18 protein-coding genes are annotated in these 18,931 nt (G+C 26.0%); 5 read left to right on the top strand and 13 right to left on the bottom strand.

The annotated features are described in order from the left end of the window. Window positions 1-22: 22 nt before the first annotated feature. The 7 genes from BHYOB78_RS10770 to BHYOB78_RS10745 all read right to left on the bottom strand — a co-directional run bounded on the left by BHYOB78_RS10770 (window position 23) and on the right by BHYOB78_RS10745 (window position 8,264). Window positions 23-1,540 carry a DUF5312 family protein gene (locus BHYOB78_RS10770; RefSeq protein ID WP_012670812.1) on the bottom strand — a complete coding sequence of 506 codons (1,518 nt, stop codon included), beginning with the start codon at window positions 1,538-1,540 and terminating at the stop codon, window positions 23-25. A 101-nt stretch (window positions 1,541-1,641) separates the two neighbouring features. Beyond that, window positions 1,642-2,463: a tetratricopeptide repeat protein gene (locus BHYOB78_RS10765; RefSeq protein ID WP_020064524.1), complete on the bottom strand. Its 822-nt coding sequence runs from the start codon at window positions 2,461-2,463 to the stop codon at window positions 1,642-1,644. A 73-nt stretch (window positions 2,464-2,536) separates the two neighbouring features. Beyond that, entirely contained in the window at window positions 2,537-3,655 is a 1,119-nt protein-coding gene (gene tgt, locus BHYOB78_RS10760) for a tRNA guanosine(34) transglycosylase Tgt (protein WP_012670810.1), read from the bottom strand. A gap of 113 nt (window positions 3,656-3,768) precedes the next feature. Further along, entirely contained in the window at window positions 3,769-5,385 is a 1,617-nt protein-coding gene (locus tag BHYOB78_RS10755; RefSeq protein WP_496196051.1) for a methyl-accepting chemotaxis protein, read from the bottom strand. A gap of 101 nt (window positions 5,386-5,486) precedes the next feature. Further along, window positions 5,487-5,615: a hypothetical protein gene (locus tag BHYOB78_RS13855; protein ID WP_260846938.1), complete on the bottom strand. Its 129-nt coding sequence runs from the start codon at window positions 5,613-5,615 to the stop codon at window positions 5,487-5,489. Between the two features lie 285 nt (window positions 5,616-5,900). Then, complete coding sequence (locus BHYOB78_RS10750; protein ID WP_020064523.1) at window positions 5,901-7,742, bottom strand: methyl-accepting chemotaxis protein; 1,842 nt, start codon at window positions 7,740-7,742, stop codon at window positions 5,901-5,903. 117 nt (window positions 7,743-7,859) lie between these two features. Beyond that, a complete protein-coding gene (locus BHYOB78_RS10745) occupies window positions 7,860-8,264 on the bottom strand; it encodes a hypothetical protein (protein ID WP_012670807.1) in 405 nt (134 codons plus the stop codon). Between the two features lie 224 nt (window positions 8,265-8,488). Between BHYOB78_RS10745 and BHYOB78_RS10740 the strand changes: the two genes are divergently transcribed. From BHYOB78_RS10740 to BHYOB78_RS10720, 5 genes are all read left to right on the top strand, one after another. Next, a complete protein-coding gene (locus BHYOB78_RS10740; RefSeq protein ID WP_020064522.1) occupies window positions 8,489-10,330 on the top strand; it encodes a methyl-accepting chemotaxis protein in 1,842 nt (613 codons plus the stop codon). A gap of 334 nt (window positions 10,331-10,664) precedes the next feature. Beyond that, window positions 10,665-11,519: a DUF4349 domain-containing protein gene (locus tag BHYOB78_RS10735; RefSeq protein ID WP_012670805.1), complete on the top strand. Its 855-nt coding sequence runs from the start codon at window positions 10,665-10,667 to the stop codon at window positions 11,517-11,519. A gap of 144 nt (window positions 11,520-11,663) precedes the next feature. After that, window positions 11,664-11,855 (top strand): hypothetical protein, encoded by a 192-nt coding sequence (locus BHYOB78_RS10730; protein ID WP_020064521.1) that lies wholly within the window; start codon window positions 11,664-11,666, stop codon window positions 11,853-11,855. A 48-nt stretch (window positions 11,856-11,903) separates the two neighbouring features. After that, complete coding sequence (locus BHYOB78_RS10725) at window positions 11,904-12,416, top strand: Spy/CpxP family protein refolding chaperone (protein ID WP_020064520.1); 513 nt, start codon at window positions 11,904-11,906, stop codon at window positions 12,414-12,416. 121 nt (window positions 12,417-12,537) lie between these two features. Continuing rightward, window positions 12,538-13,005, top strand: a complete 468-nt coding sequence (locus BHYOB78_RS10720) for a hypothetical protein (protein ID WP_020064519.1) — start codon at window positions 12,538-12,540, stop codon at window positions 13,003-13,005. 52 nt (window positions 13,006-13,057) lie between these two features. Here BHYOB78_RS10720 and BHYOB78_RS10715 read toward each other — a convergent pair whose 3' ends face one another. The 6 genes from BHYOB78_RS10715 to BHYOB78_RS10695 all read right to left on the bottom strand — a co-directional run bounded on the left by BHYOB78_RS10715 (window position 13,058) and on the right by BHYOB78_RS10695 (window position 18,907). Further along, window positions 13,058-13,630: a hypothetical protein gene (locus BHYOB78_RS10715; protein WP_020064518.1), complete on the bottom strand. Its 573-nt coding sequence runs from the start codon at window positions 13,628-13,630 to the stop codon at window positions 13,058-13,060. Between the two features lie 15 nt (window positions 13,631-13,645). Beyond that, window positions 13,646-14,170: an STM3941 family protein gene (locus BHYOB78_RS10710; protein WP_020064517.1), complete on the bottom strand. Its 525-nt coding sequence runs from the start codon at window positions 14,168-14,170 to the stop codon at window positions 13,646-13,648. A 138-nt stretch (window positions 14,171-14,308) separates the two neighbouring features. Then, window positions 14,309-14,485, bottom strand: coding sequence for an FmdB family zinc ribbon protein (locus tag BHYOB78_RS13630; RefSeq protein ID WP_012670799.1), 177 nt, complete (start codon window positions 14,483-14,485; stop codon window positions 14,309-14,311). A gap of 65 nt (window positions 14,486-14,550) precedes the next feature. Then, complete coding sequence (locus BHYOB78_RS10705; RefSeq protein WP_012670798.1) at window positions 14,551-15,621, bottom strand: DUF3810 domain-containing protein; 1,071 nt, start codon at window positions 15,619-15,621, stop codon at window positions 14,551-14,553. A gap of 47 nt (window positions 15,622-15,668) precedes the next feature. Next, complete coding sequence (locus tag BHYOB78_RS10700) at window positions 15,669-16,472, bottom strand: TP0443 family flagellar-associated protein (protein WP_012670797.1); 804 nt, start codon at window positions 16,470-16,472, stop codon at window positions 15,669-15,671. A gap of 38 nt (window positions 16,473-16,510) precedes the next feature. Further along, window positions 16,511-18,907: a sensor histidine kinase gene (locus tag BHYOB78_RS10695; RefSeq protein ID WP_012670796.1), complete on the bottom strand. Its 2,397-nt coding sequence runs from the start codon at window positions 18,905-18,907 to the stop codon at window positions 16,511-16,513. Window positions 18,908-18,931 lie beyond the last annotated feature (24 nt).

Raw genomic sequence — 18,931 nt, 5'->3', positions numbered from 1 at the left:
TTTTCCAAATTATTAAATATATTTATCTTACAAAGTTTTTCATAAGTGCAATAAAATTATCAAAATCATCAAGCATTTTTTTAGCTATATCAAGATTGAATTTAGCTAAATACTGCACTTTGTTTGCATTGCTGATTTCTAATTTAGTATTGTTTTTACAATCCTCAAATATATTTTTTACTATAGTAGTTAAATCTATCACAGAATTATAAACACTTAGAACTATTTTATTTCCCTCTGAATCTATTTTATTTACCATAGATTCTATTAAATCTTTATTGGCATTTGCTTTATTTTTTGATATTATCCAAGTTTTTAAGCGTTTGAAGTTTTCAGATTCAGGACTTAACATTGTATCAAATCTCTGTATAGCTTCTCTTACATCATTCAAGATATAGAAAGCATCTAATCCTTGAGAATTTCTGTCTTTACTTACAAATTCAGCACCCAAGAACATATCATTAAGCGGATCTTTATAATTTATATCAAACATCTCTATAATGAATGTTTTTATATATTGTAATGGTTCTACACATGTAAATATAGGACAGTCAAATTTTTCAAGCTGCTCATTTTTTTCTTCATTTACATTTGACATTTTTAATATTTCTATGCCGTTAAATATTTTATTTCTCATTCCGGCAATTTTACTGCTCTTAATTTCAGAAACTATACTATCCATATCTTTTTTCAAATTATTTGTAAAGTCTGTTATATAATTTACAAATATATTAACATTTGATGGATTAATACTGCATTTATAAGTGAAATCTTTGAGCAAATAAACTATAATATCATGCATTATATCAGGAGTTTGAAGATATTTAACTCTAGCTAAAAATGATTTAATGTTTTTTTCAGGTATAGGAGGCATTCCTAAATATTGCTGAAAAACATTTAAAGCAGATAGTAATTCCTTTCTTATTACTATTGAATTAACAGCATAATCTAATTTTACCAAATCATCAACTATCTGTATATTTGAACTAGGTTTGAATTGCGGATTAGAATTATAAGCACCGTCTACAAATGAAGGACAAAAAGCTCTTAAAAATAAAAAGAAATCAAAATTTGATAGCTGTGCAAAATCTTTTAATAAGTTGAAAGTTAAATTAATTTCTTTTCCGCTTTCTCCGCTTATAAATTTCTTGAATTTTACGAAGTTATTTTTTACTTCATTAAATACAGCATTAGGATTTTTACCTTCCTTTATTTTGGACATCATATAATCTCTATTTAATGTAGAATACAATTCTTTCATTTCATTATTAAAAGATACCTCTATTAAATAATATGAAAATTGTTTTCCGTCTTTAACTATAAACTCTTCTTTCAAAGGATTAAGTAAAGGTCCTATTACCTTATACATTTCAAACATGAATTTTGCACATGTAACTGTTAATGCTTTAGTTTTTAAATCTACAAAATTATATTTATGTTTGGATATTCTGTCAGAATACTCCTCCATACGCATTTTTTCTACTAGTTCAGGAGTTCTTATGTTAAATAAATTGTATTTTATATAATCGAAAAAATTCACAGTTGCAATACCCCATTCATTACTATATATTTTAGTTATTTATAATATACTAAATTGACTAATATTGAAAGTTTTTTATTTATTTTTTTACATAAAAAATATTATTCTCTAATAGCCTCCAAAGCCTTTCTAGCCTCTTCATAATTATTATTAATTTTTAAAGCTTGTTCAAAATTTTCAATTGCTAATTTTTTATTTCCACTTGAAGCATATATGGAACCTATAGTATAATATATTACTTTATCATTATTATTAACTTCTAAGGCTTTTTCTAAATATCTTATAGCCATTTTATTACTATTTTTTTTATTATAGCAGGAAGATATATTACATAATACATAAGGATTTTTGCTTTCATAATTGGCATTAACTTCATGGAAAAGCGAAAGAGCCTTGTCATAATCTTCATTATGATGATATATACATCCTAATAGGTTAATAATATCATTTGTAGGCTTTGCCTCATAAGCTAAATTGGCATATTCAAAAGATATATCATATTCTTTCCAAGCATAAGATTGAAATGCTATATATGAACATCTTTTATAATCTTTTGATCTTATTTTTATGTTTTTTGATAATTCTAATGCTTTTTCTAAATATTCTCTTCTATTATTCTTATCCATAGTAGATAAATATTCATATATAAAAGCATTTTCTTTGCCTTCTTCCAAAAGTTTTTTGAAATAATTTATAGCAGTATTATATTTATTTCTTTTCATATTTATGAATCCCATCATATATAATGATTCCGGATGATTAGGATTTTTAAGTAAAATAGCAGTATAATAGTTTTCTGCATCCTCAATTTTATTTTCTTTAATTGCTATCCTAGCCAGTATTGCTAAAGCATGAGGATCATTTGGTTTTTTAGATAAAATACTGTTATATTTAGCTAATTGCTTATCATATTTACCTGCCATAAATAAACTCGCTTAATTATTTTGTTTTATATAATACAACTTTTTAAAAAATATGTAAACTAATAAATATTTTTTAATAAAATTTATTCATCATATCCTTTCTATAATCGGAAAATACATCATTTTCAATAGAATTTCTTAAATCTTTCATAAATCTTTGCATAAATCTTACATTATGTATAGTCATAAGTATAGGAAATAGTATTTCATGTGTTTTATCCAAATGATTAAGATAGGCTTTAGAGAAATTCTTACAAGTATAGCAATCGCAATCCTCTTCAAGAACAGTATCATCCATTCTATACTTAGAATTCCTTATTCTAACAATACCATTCATAGTGAATGCTTCCCCATTTCTTGCATTTCTTGTAGGCATAACGCAGTCAAACATATCTATTCCTTCCATAACAGCATTAAGTATGTCTCTAGGCTCGCTTACCCCCATTAAATAACGCGGTTTTTGCTTATTAGTGTATAGCATAACTTTAGAAAGCACTTCATGCATTTGTTCAGGTGTTTCTCCTACAGAAAGTCCTCCTATAGAGTAGAAAGGGAAATCCATATTTACTAATGTTTCAGCACTTTCTTTTCTCAAATCATCAAACATTCCGCCCTGTATAATTCCTCCAAGATACTGATATTCACTATTTGGAGTGCTGTCATGATATTCTTTGCATTCTTTAGCCCATTTATGTGTTCTAAACATAGCCTCTTTAACATAATCATAAGATGCATCATGCTTTGAACATTCATCAAGACACATTATAAAGTCAGCACCTATAATATGTTCAGCTTCCATTACGCTTCTAGGTGTAAAAAAGTATTTAGAACCATCTATATGAGAACTGAATTCCACACCATCATCATTTATTTTCCTTAATTTAGCTAGTGAAAATACCTGAAATCCTCCTGAATCTGTAAGCATAGCTCCTTTCCAGTTCATAAACTTTTTAACTCCGCCAAACTTTTTTAATACTTCAAGTCCAGGTTTTAATACTAAATGATATGTATTGGCTAGTATTATTTTGCTTTCAGTTTCTTCTATCATAAGAGGAGTTAATGCTTTTACAGTTGCTTTGGTGCCTACAGGCATAAAAACAGGAGTATCTATTTCTATTCCATTAATATTTATTTTTCCAAGTCTTGCTGAAGTTTGACTACTGTTTTTTAATACATTAAATGTAAACGACATATTATACCTTATATTAAAAATATTCAATGCTATTTTATACGAAAACAAATAAATATCAAATTCTATATGTAAAAATAATATATAAAATTCTATAAATATATATTTTTTGAATATTAAGCATTATTTACAGGAAGTTTAAATAAATGTACAGTTTCCATAAGCTTTTCTGATTGATTAAACAATGTTTTAGCTGAAGATGCTGCATCTTCTACTAATGAAGCATTTTGCTGAGTTGCTGAATCCATTTGAGAAATAGCTATTTTCACCTGATCGACACCATTCTGCTGTTCTATTGCATTCTGACTTATGTCTTCCATAATTTTTGAAGCTTTATTTATTTTCTTTTGTACATCTACGAATATTTTTTGTGATTCTCTAGCTGTTCCTGTGGCTTTATCTATTTTATCGTATACATTTTCAATCAATTCTGATATACTTTTTACTGAAGTTTGTGTTGTTTGGGCAAGATTTCTTACTTCGCTTGCCACCACAGAAAAGCCTTTTCCCTGTTCTCCTGCACGTGCAGCCTCTACTGAAGCATTAAGAGCAAGTATATTAGTTTGGAATGCTATATCTTCAATAATTTTTGTAATATCTTTTATTTTACCGCTTGCTTCATTTACTTCTTCTATGTTGGAAGTTGTTTCTAATATTATATTTCCTGCATTTTCTATGGAAGATTTGGCATCTAATATCATTTTGTTTCCATTTATAGAATTATCTGCTGAATCTCTTATAGTAGATGTTATTTCATTCATAGAAGCTGAAGTTTCTTCTATACTTGCTGCTTGGCTTTCTGTTCTATTGGATAAATTATTATTTTGTTCAGATAAACCTTTAGCAACTGTACTTATGTTGTTTGCTGAAAATTCCACTTCTTTTATAGTATTAACTAGTTTATTTCTCATATATGTAAATGCATTTGATAATTCTCCTAATTCATCTTCACGGTTTATAGCTTCTTTTGTGTTTCTTAAATCTCCATCTGCTATATCTTTTGCTGCATTAACCAATATATCTAATGGTTTTGTTATTGATTTTATAAATAAGAATATGAATGCTGATAATATTAATATAGCTATAGATGATATTACAATTATTATAATGCGGAGTATTTTATTTTGTTCATAAATTTCTTTTTCAGTTACAGATATTCCAAGCACCCAAGGTAAAGTTTTCAATGTAGTTACAGATGATACTCTTTTTTCATTTTCCCATACATAATTAAAAATTCCTTTTCCTAACTCGAATCCTCCTTTTAATTCAGAAGGTGCTGAAATATTTATATATTGGGTTTTGCTATGTATCTTACAAATTAAATTATTATCTATCATAAACATATTACCAGTTTTTCCAACAACTAAAGGTTCTACATGCTGTATATTAAATTTAGCCCAGTCGAAAATAATATAAAGATTTCCTATTAATTGATTATCATTATCAAATACTTTTTCAATTAAAGTTAAAGACCAATTATCTGTTATAGGAGATTTTGTTATTTCCTCTGAGAATACAGCATTATTTTCAGAATTTAATTTATTTTTTAAATCAGTATTGAAATCAAATATGCTTTTACTAATATTATTCACATCAGTTGAATCTAATACTATATTACCTTCAATATCAGTTAATCCTATATTAAGAGCATATTTATTTATTGATTGTATTTTTTTTAGTCTATTATAAGCTGCTTCTTTTTCTGCTTCAGTACCATTTTTTAAATAATCTATTAATTCTTTATTTGATCCGTAAGTTTCTGCTATAATTAATTGTTCGTCAAACCAAGTATCTATTAAAGAAGCATATCCAAATACAATATTGTTATATCCCTCTAATGCTGTTTTTTAAGACTTTCTGAAGCTTTTATATCGGTTATTACTATCAATGCTACTATAAATACTACTACTACAGAAATGATTGTTAGGGGTATTTTCACTTTCAAGCTTTTGAGTTTGTTCATAAAATATTAACCTCATAATTTTAATTTATTTAGTTATATAACTATACAAATGAGATTGAATAATAAACTATATTATGTTTTTATGTAAAAATTAGTAAAAAATAGTAAAGTTATTGTAATATTTAGGATTTTAGTATATAGTATTATACATATAACACATATATTGTTATTATTTATTTCAATATATATTTTATTTTGATAATATTTAATTAAAATATATTTAAAATAAAAATACCCCATGCCCTAAATAAAAGCATTGGGTATTTTTTATATCTTATGATTTATTTATTTAGTTCCATTAGGAAGTTTGAATAAATGTATAGCATCCATTAATTCCTTAGACTGAGCGAACAATAATTCAGCAGATGCAGTTGCTTCTTCTACTAAAGCAGCATTTTTCTGAGTTGTAGAATCCATTTCGGCTATTGCAATTTTTACCTGATCTATTCCATTTTGCTGTTCAATGGCACTATTGCTTATTCCTTCCATAATTTTAGAAGCATCGTCTATTTTATTTTGTATTTCTATAAATATTTCTTGTGATTCTCTAGCTGTTCCTGTAGCTTTATCTATTTTATCATAAACATTTTCAATCAAATCTGTGATGCTTTTTACTGAAGTTTGAGTGGTTTGCGCCAAGTTTCTTACTTCAGCAGCTACAACAGCGAATCCTTTACCTTGTTCTCCGGCACGTGCTGCCTCTACTGAAGCATTAAGAGCAAGTATATTAGTTTGGAATGCTATATCTTCAATTATTTTTGTAATATCTTTAATTTTACTGCTTGCATCATGAACTTCTTCTATATTTGTAGTTGTTTCAGATATTATATTTCCGGCATTTTCTACAGATGATTTGGAATCTAATATCATTTTACTTCCATTTATAGAATGTTCAGCAGAATCCCTTATTGTTGATGAAATTTCAGTCATAGAAGCGGATGTTTGTTCTATGCTTGCAGCCTGGCTTTCTGTTCTATGGGCCAAATCAGTATTTTGTTCAGATAATTCTTTTGCAGCCATTGTGATATTATTTGCAGATTCTTCAACAGTTATTATAGTATCTACTAATTTCTTTCTCATAGCAACAAATGCATCTGATAATTCTCCAAGTTCATCTTTTCTTTTGATTTTTTGTTTTGTAGTTCTTAAATCTCCTTCAGCTATTTCTTTAGCAACACCAACCAATAAATGTAATGGTTTAGTTATAGACATTATGAACATTGATATGAATACTGATATTATAACTATAGCTATAAGTGATATTATTATCATCATAAGCATTCTATTAGCTTCATATATTTCAGCTTCTGTTACAGATATACCTAATATCCAAGGCTGTGATTTTAATGTGATAACTGATGAAACTCTTTTTTCATTATTGAATACATAGTTTAATATACCTTTTCCTATATTGAAAGCATCTTTAAATTGAGGAGGGGCAGTTTCGTTGATATTTGCTGTCTGGCTATGTATTTTGATTATTGAATCTTTATCAACGGCATACATACTTCCTGTTTTACCTATTACAAGAGGTTCTATATGATTTTTATTTAAAGTAGACCAGTCAAGCATAACATGTAAATATCCAATGATCTGATTATTGTTATCTGTTACTTTTTCTAAAAGAATTAATGACCATCCTCCTGTAGTAAGAGAGTGAGTTATATTTTCTCCAAATACTCCTTTAGAGTTGCCGTTCACTTTATTTTTTAAATCTGGGTGTATATTAAAAACATTTTGATTTACTAAGTCAGGATTATCTGAATCTATTAATATGTTTCCAGATGAATCTGATAAACCTATATTTATTGCATATTCATTTAATGATTTAAATTTTTTAAGATTGTTTAAAGCTATATTTCTTAAATCTTCTGTTCTTAATTGTAAGAATCTTATTAATTCTTCTGAAGTTCCATATATACTTGCTATAGCCAATTGATCATCAAACCAAGTATCTATAAGAGAAGCATATCCCATAACAGTGTTATTATACCCTGTATACGTTGCATTTTTTATGGCATCAGATGCTTTTATTTCTGTTATAATTATTAAGGCTACTATAAAGAAAGTAACCATAGAAATAATGATAAGAGGCATCTTTACCCTTAAACTTTGAAGTTTTTTCATAACTTATATTCTCCAGATTCAAAAAATATTTTGTTTAAATACATTTATATTAATTATACCTAATTTTAAAAAAAAGTGTTATACTTTTTTTGACATACTTTTACATATATTTGCAATTTAATTTACATTAGCATGTAACTTTTTTATATATTCATATGGTAACATTATATTTTTATCGGTATAATAAAAATTACCTATAGAGGCAGTTTCCGATGAATATATAGTTAAACTGCTAATCATATTTTTATTAGTTGAATGTATATTTAGTATATATCCTGTTTTTGATTTATTTATCTTTAATATTGATTTATTTAGAGATATACTATTTAAACTTTTTATTATAAAATTTATATCATTAGTATTTGTTACGGCTATAGGTATCCCATTATAATCTATATCTATTTTTGATACGCTTTCAGGATAGCATTTTATTCCGTTAATTGGAGATTTATACCATAATATTAAAATTATTATTATGAATAATGGTATAAAGCTTAGTAATTTTTTTAATTTTTTTTTCATGAAAATATAATAATATAGTATTTGCTAATTGTAAATGCCTTATTAAATAAATTCTTAATTAAATAGAAGAATATTATGAAAATATATAAATACTATTTAAAAAGCAAATAAATTTGTATGTTAATTGAATTTTTTATCTAAAAAAACGATAAATTTTGTATATAAATTCTTTAATAAGTGTTAAACTATTTTTATAAATATTAAATTTTAGAGGGTCTAATGCTATGAAAAAGACTAGTTCTATAAGATTTAAGATGCCATTAACTATAAGTATAATCACAACAATACTTTTAATCATAACTATTATAATATTATCATATAAGTCTTACATAGGTATAACGAAATCCACTTATGCAGGATATAATAATACTATAGAAGGTTATAAAGCTATGTTAGATACATGGTTTGAAGAAAATAATACTTTAATAAAAACATATTCTATTACACCTTCTATTATTAATTATTTGTCTGGTACTCAAACGCCTGAAGAAGCTTCAGTATTAATAGATACATTAAAGCAGTTTGAAGCCATAAATAAATATTCTTTGGATATTGGCGTAACTGATATAAATGGTATTACTTTGCAAAATACTAAAAATATAAATTTAGGAATTAATATAAAAGATTTAAGACCTGGTATTTGGGATAATTTTGTAAAAAATAATTATGATTTTGCTTATGATACAAAAGTATTGAAATCTACTATAAGCGATAATATGACTTTAGCTATTATATCAGGTGTAAGAACAAATAATGTTCTGGTTGGTGCTGTATATATGATTCTTAATTGGGATGTTTTGGGAACAAAATTGAGTGAATTGCAGCTTCCAGAAACAGGAAGGGTATTTGCAATTGACGCTCAAAGAAATATTCTTCTTGATACTAGAAATCAGATAAACACTTCAGCAAATCAGAGTTATGATAATGTTATAAAGGAGAATAAAGATAGTGGTACATTAATATATATTTCAGATACTAGTGGTGAAAAAAGAACAGCAGTTTATGCAAAAATGAAAACTATGCCTTGGATATTATCTATGGCTGCTGATGACAATATTATATATGCTGAAAATATAAGTATGATTAGAATAGCAATTATAGTTTGTATATTATCTGTAATATTCGTTAATTTATTTTCCGTTTCATATATTACAAAAACTATGAGTCCTTTAAGTGTTTTAATGAAAAAGGCGAATAGAATATCTGAAGGAAATATCGAACTAAAATCTTCTACTAATTATAGAAAAGATGAATTTGGTGAATTAGAAAAGGCATTTAATGTTATGAGTCAGAAATTAGCTGAGGTTGTAAGCAATGTTAATGATGCTTCAAATGAAATAGTTTTAGCTTCTCAAAGAATGATGGAAAGCAGTGTTGAGCTTTCTAGCCGAACTGATTCTCAGGCATCTAGTCTTGAAGAAACAGCTTCAAGTTTGGAGGAAATAGTTTCTACTATTAAAGCATCTGCTGATAATTCTGTATCAGGTAAAAATATGATGTCTCAATCTATGGAAAATATTGAAGGAGCTGCTAATATAATAGCACAAACAGTTTCTAATATAGAAGAAGTACATCAAGCTAGTGATAAGATTAAAGATATTACAAAGATTATTGAAGATATAGCATTCCAAACTAATATACTTGCTCTTAATGCTTCTGTAGAGGCGGCACGTGCTGGTACTCAAGGTAAAGGTTTTGCTGTTGTAGCAAGCGAAGTTAGAAATTTGGCTCAAACTACTCAGTCATCTGTTAAAGATATTACATCTCTTGTTGATAATACAGCTGAAAAGATAGATACTGCTACAAATACTGCAAGAGAATCTCAGGAAATATTTGTTCAATTGCAGGAAAAAGTGTCCGGTACTTCTGAATTAATGCAAAGTATAACTTCCACATCATTAGAACAACAGGCAGGAGTTTCTCAAATAAGTATTGCCATAAACAGTATAGAAAGTGCTACTACTCAGAATGCTGCTTTGGCTGAGGAATCAAGTGAATTGTCTAAGAGATTATTTGATAAGGCTAAATTTTTAGAAGAAAGTATAAAATTCTTTAATATTTCATAATATTATTATTGTTATTTATAATAATATTTAATAGACAAAAAAATTAGCAAAATAAAAATTTAATCTTTCTCTCTATAGATATACTTCAAATATAATCAATAATTTTCTAAATGAGTTTTATAGAGCTTGCAGTTAAATATATTTGTTCATAATAATTTAAAGTTTGATGAAAGTACTATAGAAGATTATAATATAGTTATTAGAATTAAATCTTAATTATCTATAAAAACCATATAAAATACATTATAAATAATATACTTTTTATACAAATACAGCTTGAAAAAATAATTTGTTATAATATCATTTATATTAATGATTTTTTGGGGGTAATTGTATGAAAAAATTTATATTTATAATATCTATATTTTTATTATTATTATCATGTGGCAATGGCGGTTCTTCTCAGCAAAATGTTAATTTTTTAGCCACAACATCAGCAGTACCTGCACCTCCTCCAGTACCTCAGGCTAGAATGGATGAAGAAAGTACTGTATCGGACTATGCTGCTTCAACTTCTGAAACTGTAGAAAGAAAATTGATAGTATCTGTTGATATAAGAGTAAATTCAAAAGATGTAGAAAAAAGCTATAAATCAATAGAGAAAAAATTAAAAGAATATAATGGATATTTTGATAATGTTGAATCTTCTAAAAATAGATATTATCTTACTATAAGAATACCTAAAGAAAATCTTTATACTTTTATAGATTTTATAGAACAAAATGAAAAAGTTGAAAATAAAAATATAAATACTCAGGACGTTACAGAGACTTATTATGATACAGAAAATAGAATAAAAAATAGGGAAGTGCTTTTAGAAAAATTAAGAAATTATTTAAGAGAAGCTAAAAATATTGATGAAATACTAAAAGTAGAAGACAGAATCAATACTTTAACATATGAAATAGAAAGTATGAAAGGAAATTTAAAGAATTTGCAGTCATCTGTTGATTATTCAAGAGTAACTTTAAATATATCAAATCCTGAAGCAATAAAAAGTAATACAAATATATATAATAAATATTTGAATTTGATTTCATTTTTGAAAGAATTTTTCTCAAGTATAATATTCTTTTTAATAGGATTTATTGCAGTTGCCATTCCTATAGTATTAATATTGGCATTATTCTATTATATATGCTTTGGCAAAATAGGATTAATAAAGAAATTATATAAAAAAATCAAGTAAATTACATATACATGCCCTTAGTATATAAAAAAAATCGTTTTTTTTAATAAAATTATATTTTTTCGGGAACTTTTTATTTTTATCGTCGTCTAATAAGGCATAAGAAAACAAAATGATAAAAAATAAAAAACAGGAGAAAACAATATGAGAAAAGGTATTATAATTTTTATTTCAGCATTAATAATGATTTTTGCTTCAGTATCTTTATTCGGTCAGTATGGCAGAGGATACGGTAATGGCAGAGGTTATGGAAATGGAAGAAATAGAGGAGATTATTGCGGTTATAATAATAATTATAATAGAGGCAATAATAACGGATGTTATTACTATAATTAATCAGCATAATAATTTAATAAAATATATTAATTAAAAGGAGAAAACATTATGAAAAACAAAATAAGTAAAAAAGCTGTAATATTAATTTCAATAGCAATTATGGTTTTAGGTTCAGTATCATTATTCGCTCAATACGGCAGAGGATATGGCGCAGGTTACGGAAGAGGATACGGATACGGTGATGGTTATGGCAGAGGTTACGGAAGAGGATGCGGATATGGCGCTGGTTACGGCAGAGGATATGGAAGAGGTGCATGTGGATATGGTGCTGGTTATGCAAGAGGATATGGAAGAGGTTACGGATATTATGGTGCAGCACTTACTCAAGAACAAATTGATCAAGTAAGAAGCATACAAGATAAATATTTCCCTCAAATGGATAGCTTAAGAATGGAAATATATAATCAAACACAAAACATAAATGCTGAAATGAGAAAAGAAACTCCAGATCAAAATGCAGTTAATGCTGCAATAGATGCTAGAAGTAAAGCTTCAGCAGACTTACAAAAATTAAGAAGTCAGTGTTTTTTAGAAATAGACAAAGTATACCAAAATAAATAATTTTTTTAATCGCTCAACTTTATACCCCGCATGATATTTATTATGCGGGGATTATTTTTTGATATTGCTTTATTGTATAATAGTTATATAATAATCATATAAAATAATTAGGAGGGTATATATGAAAATATTTTTAATATTTTTAACTGTTGCAAGCTTGGCTTTTTCACAATATCGTTATTCTCCGACTCCTAGAGTGGGGAATGTTAGGCCTTTTATACCATCTACAGCAAAGAATGCTATACCTCTTTATCCGTATAAAAATGATTTATCAAAGCCAAGATATTCAAATCCTGGATATACTAAAAGCTATTACAGAAATGGAAGATTTTACCAGTTCGGAAGCGGTTATATGAGTTATTGGGATAGACAAAAATTAAGAGATATAGACGGCAGATATTCTCCTAGATACAGAATGCTTGAAAATCAAATGAGAGTAAATAATTCAACTATTAAATCTCAAATATATCAAAGAAATCCTAATAATAATGTTATAAATAGTGCTGTTAATGATAATTTTAGAATAGAGATGGAAATGCAGATGATTAGAACTTTAAGAGAGCTTGATATAAATAGAAGTTTTAAATAATTTAGTATTGAATTTTTTAAAGGTGCATTTTATTAATGCACCTTTTATATTATCAATAATAGTCTCTATAATATTTTTTATAGTCATCCTCTTCATCATTATCATCAGCCATATTTCTATAATTGTCATCAAAAAATTTGAACATACTATTTATAAATTTATTGCTTATATCCAAATCACCCAAATATATATATAGCGGATCTTCGGATATAATTCTTCCATTGAATTTTCTAAAATAATAAGTTTGAGGATCTTTCAAATATATAAATAGATAGCTTCCTATTATGTCTAAATCTTTTATTTCTTTCCAAAGAACATATATATAACTTTTTACAAGTAAGTTATTATAATATATTCCTTTATCATCTAATATGAAACTTGCTTTTTTAAAAATTACACTTCTTATTAATATGATAGAAAGTATAATCACCCCAAACATAAAAAAAGACACTACAAATATGATTGCGGCTTTCATGTCTTGATCAGGATTTTTTGTAAAAAGTACATCTATTAAAAGTATGGCAACAATCAATCCTATCATCATTACAGCAAAGAATCTTATATTATTGATATAAATTTTAATAGAAAATTTACTATCTGAATATAATTTATTATCCTCTTTCATAATTAAATATCTCCTTCATGATTTTTTATTTTCAAAATAATATGTTATGAGATATATTAAAGTATTTCTTTTCATATTTATTTCTGATATATATATAACAATAGGTTCATCATTATTTTTTTTATTCTCAAGTAAAGTTATTTCTTCTTTCAAATAAATATATATAAATGTTTTTGAAAAAAGTATTTCTCTGATATCTGACCATTTAATAAATATATTTTGATTTTTTAATAAAACATAATAAGCTATGCCGTTTTCATCTAATGTAATTAAAGGTTTTTGAGATTTGAACCATTGAAAAATAAAAGTTAAAAGACATATGCTAAAAAATATTAATATAAAAATACTTATAATTTCTTCTTTAAACTCTTTTTTATTGATAAATATAAATATACCCATTGAAACAAAAATTAAAGATACGAATATGAGTATGGATAATTTTATTTTATTGACATATATTTCAATTTTTGGAAAAGAGTTATCATCATTGATTAGTGTTTCATTGTTATTTAATTCTTTATTATTAAATTCTTCATTCATAAAAATAATTCCTCCTATAATGATTTATATATCAAATATTATAATAATTCAATAGGCAATTATTTATATAATATTATATTAAGAGTAAAAATATAAAAAAATTAAGATATATAGATTAAAAATAAACAATAAAAAATATTATATTGCTTTTACGATATCATCAATATTTCTTGTTCTTGAGCTTTTGCAGTAAGGACATTTCTGCTTATTAAGTTTTATTATTAATAAATTTATAGTAAATTTTTTTCTTCTTACAGTAAATCTTCTTTTGCATTTTTTGCATTGATAAAAATAAGGCGGTTCATCTAAACGCATGTAATATATCCTATTATAGTTATAAATTTATAGTTAATTTTATTATCGTAATAGTTTAAATTTTATTAAGGGTTAATATTATGGTATAATACTAAAAGCTTAACAACCCTTGAGTAGCTTTTTATTCCATCATCCTGACTATTTGCTTTAAGATAAGTATCATTTACTTTCTGACTTACTTTGGAAAGATTTCCCATATACTGCTGCCAGAACTCATAATATTTTTTTATTTCTTCTTTGGTATCACTATTTAAATTAGACATTAAATGTGCATAGTTTTCATCTCTTTTTAATTCTCCTAATACATAAAGAAGTGCCTCAAAATTACCTGAATATCTTACAAATGGATCTGTATGTTTTGAGCAGGCTATATATGATATAAAATTAGCCTCATCTTCATAAGCTATTCCTATTTGATGAGCCATTTCATGGGCTATTGTAAAAGGTATTGATATGCTTGGAATTAGTATATTTACATTTGCCTCAGAAGTAAAAGGGGAATATATACCTGTTATTTGAAGATGTAAAAATAATTTTGATATCATTATTGGTTTTGTTTTTGAATAATGCATATTTAAAAACTCAAATTCTTCAAATACTTTATTATATTCAGATTCTATCATTCTATTTAAAGCTTGATAATTAGTATTCACTTCTTTATACTTCATTTCATCTTTTAGACTATTGATATTTTTTACAAGAGTATCAGCTAATAAATATATATCATCATTATTTATTTCCTTTGGAGGATAATTCTCTATTAAAGGTACTCTATGATAATTTAGTCCCCATACTAAAAGAAATAATATATATATTACAATCATAGAGCAGACTAATATATATAAAAAATTTAAAGCTGTTCTTGTTTTATCTGCTAATGATTTTATATTTGCATTGAATAAAGATTTTTTAAAAGCTATTACAATAAATACTATTACTGCTATTATAAATAAGAAAAGCAGAAGTTCTCCTAATGAAAAATTAAAATTCGAAGATATTCTATTTATTGTACCTGCTATTTTTTTATAAACTAATCTGGAATAATAATTTTCTACAAAGTTTCTAGAAAATGTTACTATTTTTAATATAATAACAACAAATATAAGAGATAATATTAAAGTAATTTTTATTTTCATAGGTATTATTATTATACTAAAAAGTAAAAAATTGTAAAGATATGATTTTATTTCATTTTTTTGATATCAGCGTCCATTTTCTTTTTCCAAAGATCATACATTTTCTTTTTCTCTTCGGATTCTTCATTTTCATTTAAATAGACATGTATTCTTCTTAGAGATGCTATGATATTCAAAGCCATTTTCATATCATCTAATCTTTTATCCTGAAGTTCATATTTGGTTCTATATTGTTCAGCGGCAGAAGCTAATAATTTTTTTACTAGATCCATCATTTTTACTCTGAATCTATATCCCTCTAGTTCAGGACTTAATTCTTTAATATAGCTTTTGAAGTCTATCATATTTTTGCATATTGTAGCAAATCTGCCTTCTATTTCTATAAAATTTTGAAGCCATTTGGAGTTTTCACCATAGCAATATTTGAAATAATCTATAATATATCCGAATGAACAAATAAATTTATATTTCCATTCATCGGATAATTTACCTTTAAAATATTCATGTATTTCTTCATTTAAAGAGAGAGAATCATCAGTATGATTTCCGAATACTTCTTCTAAAAGCATGATTGCTTTGTTAATATATCTTCTTCCATCGTTAAGCTGATTATCAGAACGAACATCTATAAATTCTATAGCTATATAACAAGTAGTTGCTATAAAAGAAGATGCCTGAATATATAATACAGCAGCCTCTATTTTTTTAGCAGCTATTTCAAAACTATCTTCCAAAGTAAGCAAATCTTTTTCTACTTTTACTAGTTTTGATTCTATTCCTGCAAGCAAATTTTTATATTTATTTTGCATTCTAGTACAATCAGCTTTTGCTGCTTCGCTTATTTTAGCCATATTTCATCTCCCCAAAATTCATTATCGGAAAATGATTTTTAATTATTTAAATTAACAGGTATAGAAACAAAAAAAGTTGTTATTTTTGATGGGCTATTAACACTTTTTATTACCATACTTCCGCCATGAGCTTCTACTATTCTTTTGGAAATGGCTAGTCCTATACCAACTCCATGACTTTTTGTAGTAAAAAATGGAGTAAATACTTTTTCAGCTAATTCAGGTTCTATATATGAATTAGTGTTTTCTACTATAATATCTATTATTGATTCTCTGTATGCATTATCATCAAATATTACGCTTATAATTGAATCTTCATCGCCATCATTTATAGCATCTATAGCATTGATTATGAGATTGAATATAACTTCATTCATTCTATCATAATCCCATTTTACTACATCTTCTTTAGTGATTTTAATGGCATAGAATTTAATATTTTTGCCGCTTTTTTTAATATATTCTTTTGCTAAAATAGTGAGGTATTTAATCATATCGTCTATTTTTATATTGTCCACTTCCAGATTAATACTTTTAGCAAATGATAAATTTCTTCTCAAATAATTTTCTAAATTCTCAACTTCATTAGCTATTATTTGAGCATAGTTTTTGATATTTTCCTCTTTACTTACCTTTACAAGCCTGTTAGCAAATCCAGCAATAGGTACTATGAAATTCCTAAGATTATGAGCCATAGAAGAACTCATTTCTCCTATTATAGCCAAGCTTTTTAAATCTAATAAACTTTTTTCAGCAGCTTTTAATGCATTATTATTTTTTTCTATTTCATTATAAAGATAAGAATATTCCAAAGCAACAGCGGCCTGTCTTCCGAACATTTTTAAATAATCCAAATCATCTTCCGGTATTGGTTTTCCATTGTAAGAATTATCAACAACTACCATACCTATACAATTTGTAGCATTCATTATAGGTATAATAGCAAAAGGACAATATCCGAATATATCAGTATATTGTTTTATTTGTTCTACTTCTTCTGTATTTGTATTTGTTATATTGATGCTGTTTTTATTATTAAATACATCGAAGAACAATTTACAATTTTCATTGTTTGGTATAACAGTGTTTAAAAACTTCTGATTTAAATCCCAAGAATCTTCCATACTCCTTTTATCAAAGGAAAGCATTAATTTTTCTCTAAGGGCATATTTATCTAGCTTTTGCATATTATTCCATATCATAGCAGCTTCTTGAGCATTTGTAGGAGCAACACACATTCTTCCTCTAAATACATTGAATTCTTTATCATAAAGAAAAGCAAAAGCTCTATTAAAAGCAAATACATCTCCTATTGTAGCAATTGTTAAGAGTAAAAATAATATGTCTTCTGTTTTTGAACGTTCTAATAAAATATTACTTATATCATATAGTGTATTCAAACGGGACATATGCCTTGTGTTTTTTTCATTTGCCTTGCTTAATTCTACTATATTGTAATGCTCTGAAATTCTACTCGCTATATTAGCTAAAAGCGGATTGAATAAATTAAGGTCATTTAAATCAAAATCTCCAAGCGGATTTACAGCATCTGGTATTTTATCTATAACCATTATATAGCCTATGCAATCATTTTTCACAGGTATTCTATTGAATAGTACAGATCTATTTATAATGCCTTTGAATCTTTCATAATATTTATTGTTTGCTGCATTATTTATATAGAATATGCCTTTATCCCAAAATTCATTTATATATGTATTATATTCAAATATTGAATAATCAAAATTGTCAGGAAAACCATAACTAGATCTTGTATATAATTCTCCATTTTCTCTTCTGAGCCTTATAAATGCTTTATTGGCTGTGAAAATATTTGCAATATCATTTGCTAATTGATTTAAATTGTTTTCAAAATCATCAACTTCGCTTAATTTCAAATATAATTCTCTAAGCAATTTTAATTGTTTATCTCTTTCTTTATATGTTACGCTCTGAAGTACATTATTAGCATATACAGCAAAGTGTCCTATAACATTTTTTATTTCATCAACTATAGAATTGTAGAATTCTGTTTTATTTTCTCTGTTTCTAAAGAGTACAACTCCAATAGGATGGGCATAGAAAAATATAGGAAGCACAAACATTGATGAATAGTTTGAAAATACTTCCATATTCGTATGATTAATATTGTCTCCTATAAAAATTTTCTGTTCATACAATACATCTTTACAATGATTTGCAGATATTGGAAAATCAACTTTACATACATAATATCTGTCTATTCCGTATACTCCTCTAAGTATAAGATAATCCCCTTTAGGAAAATACACTTCTCCGCAATCAAAACCGTAGTACTGACAAGTTTTTTCTAAGAATAAATCAACTACTCTGTCTATTTCATTTGTGTTTTCAGCAAAAAGCAGTCCCATAGATAAATCTGAAAAAAAACTGTCTATAGATTTTCTCTCTTCCATAAAATAAACTTCCTATAATTTTAT

The organism is Brachyspira hyodysenteriae ATCC 27164, from assembly GCF_001676785.2.
GTDB lineage: Bacteria > Spirochaetota > Brachyspiria > Brachyspirales > Brachyspiraceae > Brachyspira > Brachyspira hyodysenteriae.
Note: the sequence above shows the minus strand (reverse complement) of the source record. Positions and strands in the feature narration are given on the sequence as shown.

Coding starts and splice junctions, on each gene's coding strand:
- BHYOB78_RS10765 (WP_020064524.1), bottom strand. CDS start 2,463: ATGGCAGGTAAATATGATAAGCAATTAGCTAAATATAACAGTATTTTA.
- tgt (WP_012670810.1), bottom strand. CDS start 3,655: ATGTCGTTTACATTTAATGTATTAAAAAACAGTAGTCAAACTTCAGCA.
- BHYOB78_RS13855 (WP_260846938.1), bottom strand. CDS start 5,615: ATGAACAAACTCAAAAGCTTGAAAGTGAAAATACCCCTAACAATCATT.
- BHYOB78_RS10750 (WP_020064523.1), bottom strand. CDS start 7,742: ATGAAAAAACTTCAAAGTTTAAGGGTAAAGATGCCTCTTATCATTATT.
- BHYOB78_RS10745 (WP_012670807.1), bottom strand. CDS start 8,264: ATGAAAAAAAAATTAAAAAAATTACTAAGCTTTATACCATTATTCATA.
- BHYOB78_RS10740 (WP_020064522.1), top strand. CDS start 8,489: ATGAAAAAGACTAGTTCTATAAGATTTAAGATGCCATTAACTATAAGT.
- BHYOB78_RS10735 (WP_012670805.1), top strand. CDS start 10,665: ATGAAAAAATTTATATTTATAATATCTATATTTTTATTATTATTATCA.
- BHYOB78_RS10730 (WP_020064521.1), top strand. CDS start 11,664: ATGAGAAAAGGTATTATAATTTTTATTTCAGCATTAATAATGATTTTT.
- BHYOB78_RS10725 (WP_020064520.1), top strand. CDS start 11,904: ATGAAAAACAAAATAAGTAAAAAAGCTGTAATATTAATTTCAATAGCA.
- BHYOB78_RS10720 (WP_020064519.1), top strand. CDS start 12,538: ATGAAAATATTTTTAATATTTTTAACTGTTGCAAGCTTGGCTTTTTCA.
- BHYOB78_RS10715 (WP_020064518.1), bottom strand. CDS start 13,630: ATGAAAGAGGATAATAAATTATATTCAGATAGTAAATTTTCTATTAAA.
- BHYOB78_RS10710 (WP_020064517.1), bottom strand. CDS start 14,170: ATGAATGAAGAATTTAATAATAAAGAATTAAATAACAATGAAACACTA.
- BHYOB78_RS13630 (WP_012670799.1), bottom strand. CDS start 14,485: ATGCGTTTAGATGAACCGCCTTATTTTTATCAATGCAAAAAATGCAAA.
- BHYOB78_RS10705 (WP_012670798.1), bottom strand. CDS start 15,621: ATGAAAATAAAAATTACTTTAATATTATCTCTTATATTTGTTGTTATT.
- BHYOB78_RS10700 (WP_012670797.1), bottom strand. CDS start 16,472: ATGGCTAAAATAAGCGAAGCAGCAAAAGCTGATTGTACTAGAATGCAA.
- BHYOB78_RS10695 (WP_012670796.1), bottom strand. CDS start 18,907: ATGGAAGAGAGAAAATCTATAGACAGTTTTTTTTCAGATTTATCTATG.